This window comes from Ilumatobacter sp. (assembly GCF_041688325.1).
In the GTDB taxonomy this organism is placed as follows: domain Bacteria; phylum Actinomycetota; class Acidimicrobiia; order Acidimicrobiales; family Ilumatobacteraceae; genus Ilumatobacter_A.
Genome location: NZ_JBDNIJ010000266.1, coordinates 1 through 4,889 on the forward strand (window position 1 = coordinate 1; position 4,889 = coordinate 4,889).

The following is a 4,889-nucleotide window of genomic DNA, read 5'->3' on the forward strand; positions in this document are numbered from 1 at the left end:
CTCAGATGGCACCACCTATACCGACGTCGTGGCTGGCGAGTCTCCGCTGCGCCATGTGTGGTCGTTGTCGATCGAAGAGCAGTTCTACCTCGTCCTCGCACTCGCCGTTGCCATCGTCGCAGCCAAGTCACCGTCGACAGCGTCGAGCCGCAGGCGAGTAATCGGCGGTGCAATCGTGTTCGGCTTGATCAGCGCGGCGTTGATGATCCTGTCGAGCGTTGCCGGTAGTTCGGTCAGTCGCTTGTACTTCGGTTCCGACACTCGGGCACAGGCGCTCCTCGTCGGCGCCGCACTCGGAGCCACGTTGCGCGGCAGCCCGGTCGCAGCTTCACGCCGCGTTTCGTGTGCGACAGTGGTCTCAGGTGGCGTCCTCGTGGTCGTCGCTGTCATTGCCTCGGAAACCGCCACGTGGATGTACCGGGGAGGCTTCACCATCACAGCATTGGCTGCCGGCATGCTCATCGTCGGTGGGCCAGCCACGCCATGGATCGTCCGTCGGCTCGAATGGCGCCCATTGCGTTTGCTCGGCAACATTTCCTATGGCGTCTACCTGTGGCACTGGCCGCTACTCATCATTTTCAACGAGAGTCGTTTAGGTATCGACGGATTCGCCCATCGACTCATCATCCTGGCAATGACTCTGACCATCTCGACACTGTCGTATCGGTTGGTAGAACAGCCGATACGAACAGGAGCGATCGACCGTCGATGGGGCAATCGATCGCTCATGTTCGCCCCGACGGCCACAATGGCAGCGGCTGGGTTGCTCATCGTGGCCACCATCGGCCCGCCCAGCCTCGGAGCCGACGCCGGAGACGTCGACGCAGCCGGGTCGCCACTCAAGATCGGAGCCGAGATCGAATTCGCTGAGCCTTCACAAGCGAGCCAGCCGACGACGCCCCAGCTCTCGATACCGACGACGATCGCCACTCCCTCGACGACCATTCCGGCTGAGGCTCCTGCAACGATCAGCAGCAGCACCACGACCACGAGTACGACCGTCGTCGAACGGGTGCCGGGACCGATCCGAGTCGCAGCGCTCGGCGATTCCGTCATGCACACGATGATCGGCGGACGATTACTCAGTGGGCTCCAGGCCGCGCCGTGGGACCCAGCCGATTCAGTTTTCGACCCCGAACGAATCGAGGTTCGCAGCATTGCTCGAGCCGCATGCTCCTTACTTCCTGGCGATGTCGCCCTGCAGTCACTCGACGGTGAGTATCGAACCTTGTCGATGTCGAGCGCTTGCGGCGACTGGCAGGGCGACCTTGACGATGCAGTCATCAACGATGCCGGTGATGCTGATGTCGTGATGGTTCTGCTGTCCAATGATCTCGAGGATCGCCTGATCGACGGCTCGATCGTGCCGTTCGGTTCGTTCGATCACACAGTGCTGTTCTTCGACCTGCTCGATCACATTCGAGACAACATCGCTGGCACCCCACTCGTTCTTGTCGCACCAGCACCGCGGATGATCGCCGGCACAACGGATGCCAAGTCGGAGCGGGAGAAGCAGCTCGTCCAGCTCTTCTACAGCTACACCAAAACGCGTGCCGGCGTGCACGTCATCGACATCGGCGCGGTGTTGTGCCCCGATGACGACTGCGCTCACCCGCTCGGGCATTTCAAGCCAGCGTGGCGATTCGACGGGCTGCATTTCAGTGAAAGCGGTGCGATCTGGATGGCTAATTGGCTCACGCCTCAGCTCGAAGAGATTGCCGCGTACAGTTGATGCCGTGGATGCCGACGCGCTGATCGCCGACCTCGATGCTGACCAGCGCGCAGCGGTCACTGCCGAGTCACACCTGGTCGCGGTGATCGCCGGCGCAGGGTCGGGCAAGACCCGCGTCTTGACGCGCCGCATCGCGTGGCGCGTCGCCACCGAGAAGGCCGATGCGCGCCACACGTTGGCGCTCACGTTTACTCGCGAGGCTGCCGGGGAACTCCGGCGGCGACTGTCGTTTCTGGGCATGCGCGACCGTGTTGAAGCTGGCACGTTCCACTCGGTAATGCTTGCTGTGCTCCGGCAACGTTGGGACGACACGAACCGTCGACCACGTACGGTCGTTCCTGACCGTCGACGGCTCGTCGGCGACGTCCTCGACGGATCACAGCGCCGCGGGATCGACGGCCTACTGGGTGAGATCGACTGGGCCACCGCCCGTGGCATCCGAGCAAGCGACTATGCGGGCCGGGCCCGCCGTGCACAACGCAGCCCATCAGCTGGTGTAGAGCGCGCCGCCGCCGTCTTCAACGACTTCGAACAACTCAAACGCAAGCGCGGCATCATCGACTTCGATGACGTGCTCTCGCTGGTGATCACTGAAATGGAATACGACACAGGGTTCGCTGATGGGCTGCGATGGCGATTCCGGCATCTCCTCGTCGACGAGGCCCAAGACCTCAACCCATTGCAGCACCGCCTCGTCGACCTGCTGCGGGCAGGCCGCGACGATCTGTTCATCGTGGGCGACCCGGCGCAGGCCATCTATGGGTTCAACGGCGCCGACCCGACGCTGCTCGTCGACGTCGAACGGCGCTTCCCCGGCGTCGAGGTGGTCCGGCTCCCTGTCAACCATCGCTGTACGCCACAGATCGTCCGGACCGGCGTCCAGGTACTCGCTGCAGCCGAACAGCCGACCCAGTTGGTGTCGAACCGTGGTGACGGGCCGGTCGTCGAGCGGTTGGCTGGAGACGACGAAGACGCTGAGGCACGTTTGGTTGCCGGTTCAATTGTCCGACTTGATCCGAATCTGATCCGTTCGGGGTCGGTGGCAGTGTTGGCTCGCACCAATGCCCAACTCGCCGCGTTCGGCACCGCTCTCGGGTCACTCGGCATTGCGGTGCGTCGCTCGGCCACAGCCTCCGGGACCCCCCTGCAAGTTGCGGTTCGTCAGGCCTCGATGCTCGGCTCTGCTTCCCAACTCCGCGCGTGGGCCCACGACATGCTCGACGCCCACGACGCGCTCCTCACTGTGCAAGCCGAACAGGCGATTTCACACGAGGGAATCGACCGCCGGGCCACAGCACAGGCCGACCGAGCCGTCGACGAGCTTGAAGCCGAGCGGCGCGTCGCCACGGTTCTACTCGACTACCTCCGTGACCAGCAGTTGGGTGACGGCGCCGGCTTCCGGTCCTGGGTCGCAATGACCAACCCCTTCGACGATCGATCGACCGACGGTGTCGACCTCCTGACATTCCACGCATCGAAGGGTCGTGAATGGCATGCCGTGTACGTCACCGGCGTCGAAACGAGCCTCGTCCCACACAAGTCAGCGACGACGGCAGTGACTCGGGCCGAAGAAGGCCGGTTGCTCTACGTCGCTGCAACGCGAGCGTCCGATCGGCTCACATTGAGCTGGGCTGAGCGTCGCGGAGGCTATGCCCGCAAACCGAGCCCGTTCATCAACGACCTTGACCTCAGCGAGCCCGAGGCCATGCCACCACCGGCTTCGCTGCGCCGGCGTCGCGCCAAGATCGATCCCCTGCTGGCAGCCCTGCAAGAATGGCGAGACAACGCGGCACGCAAGGCCGATGTGCTCCCGACTCAGTTGTGCAGCGACCGCGACGTGAAGGCAATCGCCGCCAACAAGCCGACCACAGTCGCTGAATTGGCGGCCGCGACATCATTCGGCACGATCATGGCTCAGCGATTGAGCGAGCAAATCCTGCCGCTCGTCGCTCAGTCGAAGTCGACGATCACCGGCGCGTGATCACTCGGCGACGTTCCCTTGCGGGCGTTCCGATCGATCACACACCAGGTGATCCGATCGATGACCGATTGGCTGCACATCAACATGTCAATGCGCATACCCCGCCCCTGGTGGAAATCACCACCGCGATAATCCCACCATGAATAGATGCGGTCTTGGTCGTGCAGGTGCCGGAACGCATCGGTCAGGCCCCACTGAGCGAGCTCGCTGAGACGGTCGCGTTCCGCCTGGCTGACATGAGTCATGTCGACGGTCTTGGCAGGATCGTGAACGTCACGGTTATCCGGAGCGATGTTGTAGTCGCCGCCCACGATGACGTCCTGGTCAGCCGACGTGTCAGCCTCGAGATGCTGCACCAACCGGCCGAGCCAGTCGAGCTTGTAGGTGTAATGGTCGTCATCGAGTGACCTCCCGTTCGGGACGTACACGCTGCTGACGCGGACCCCGCCGCACGTGGCGGTGATAATCCGTGCGTCCGGGTCGGGCTCGATACCTTCGGAAAAATTCGTCACGACGTCGGTCAGGCCAACCTTCGAGAGGATCGCGACACCATTCCACTGGCCTTGGCCGTAGTGGGCACACGTGTAGCCCATTGCTTCGAACGCCAGCATCGGGAACGCATCGTCGGCAAGCTTGGTCTCCTGGATCAGCAGGACATCGGGCTGCACTTCTTCCAGCCACGCTTCGACTCGTTCTTGACGAGCACGCAGCGAGTTGACGTTCCAGGTCACGACACGCACGTCAGGCCTCCTTTGGCGCAGCGGATTTCTTCGCCGTTGCCTTTTTCACGGCCACTTCTTTCATGGCCACTTCTTTCATGGCCACTTCTTTCATGGCCACTTCTTTCACGGTCGCCTTTTTGGTAGCCACCTTTTTGGTAGCCACCTTTTTGGTAGCCACCTTTTTGGTAGCCACCTTTTCCGTGGCCGCCTTTTCCGTGATGGTCGTCTCCGTTGCAGCGGTCCGCTTCGCTGGAGCCTTTTTCGCTGGAGCCTTTTTCGCTGGAGCCTTCTTGGCTGCAATCTTGTTGGCTGCGGCCTTTTTGGCTGGAGTCTTGTCGGCTGCCAACGGCTTGGTCGGAGCAGCCGTGGCTGTTTCCTTCTTCACTGCAGCCTTCTTGGCGGGAGCGGTCTTCTTCACTGCAGCCTTCTTCACTGGAGCCTTCTTGGCGGGAGC

General features: G+C 62.5%; 4 protein-coding genes. 2 read left to right on the forward strand and 2 right to left on the reverse strand.

Annotation, left to right across the window (positions count from 1 at the left end; genetic code table 11):
• Together ACH2EI_RS14700 and ACH2EI_RS14705 are read left to right on the forward strand one after the other, a co-directional pair.
• Nucleotides 1-1,732, forward strand: a 1,732-nt coding sequence (locus tag ACH2EI_RS14700) for an acyltransferase family protein (protein ID WP_395160575.1), incomplete at its 5' end; no start/stop codon positions are given.
• Nucleotides 1,733-1,736: 4 nt separating this feature from the next.
• On the forward strand, nucleotides 1,737-3,713 hold the full coding sequence (locus ACH2EI_RS14705) for an ATP-dependent DNA helicase UvrD2 (protein WP_395160577.1): 1,977 nt from the start codon (nucleotides 1,737-1,739) through the stop codon (nucleotides 3,711-3,713).
• Here ACH2EI_RS14705 and ACH2EI_RS14710 read toward each other — a convergent pair.
• On the reverse strand, nucleotides 3,683-4,453 hold the full coding sequence (locus ACH2EI_RS14710; protein WP_395155505.1) for an exodeoxyribonuclease III: 771 nt from the start codon (nucleotides 4,451-4,453) through the stop codon (nucleotides 3,683-3,685). The two genes, ACH2EI_RS14705 and ACH2EI_RS14710, sit on opposite strands and share 31 nt — an antisense overlap.
• 1 nt (nucleotide 4,454) lies before the next feature.
• A partial coding sequence (locus ACH2EI_RS14715; RefSeq protein ID WP_395160579.1) for a hypothetical protein occupies nucleotides 4,455-4,889 on the reverse strand: 435 nt, incomplete at its 5' end.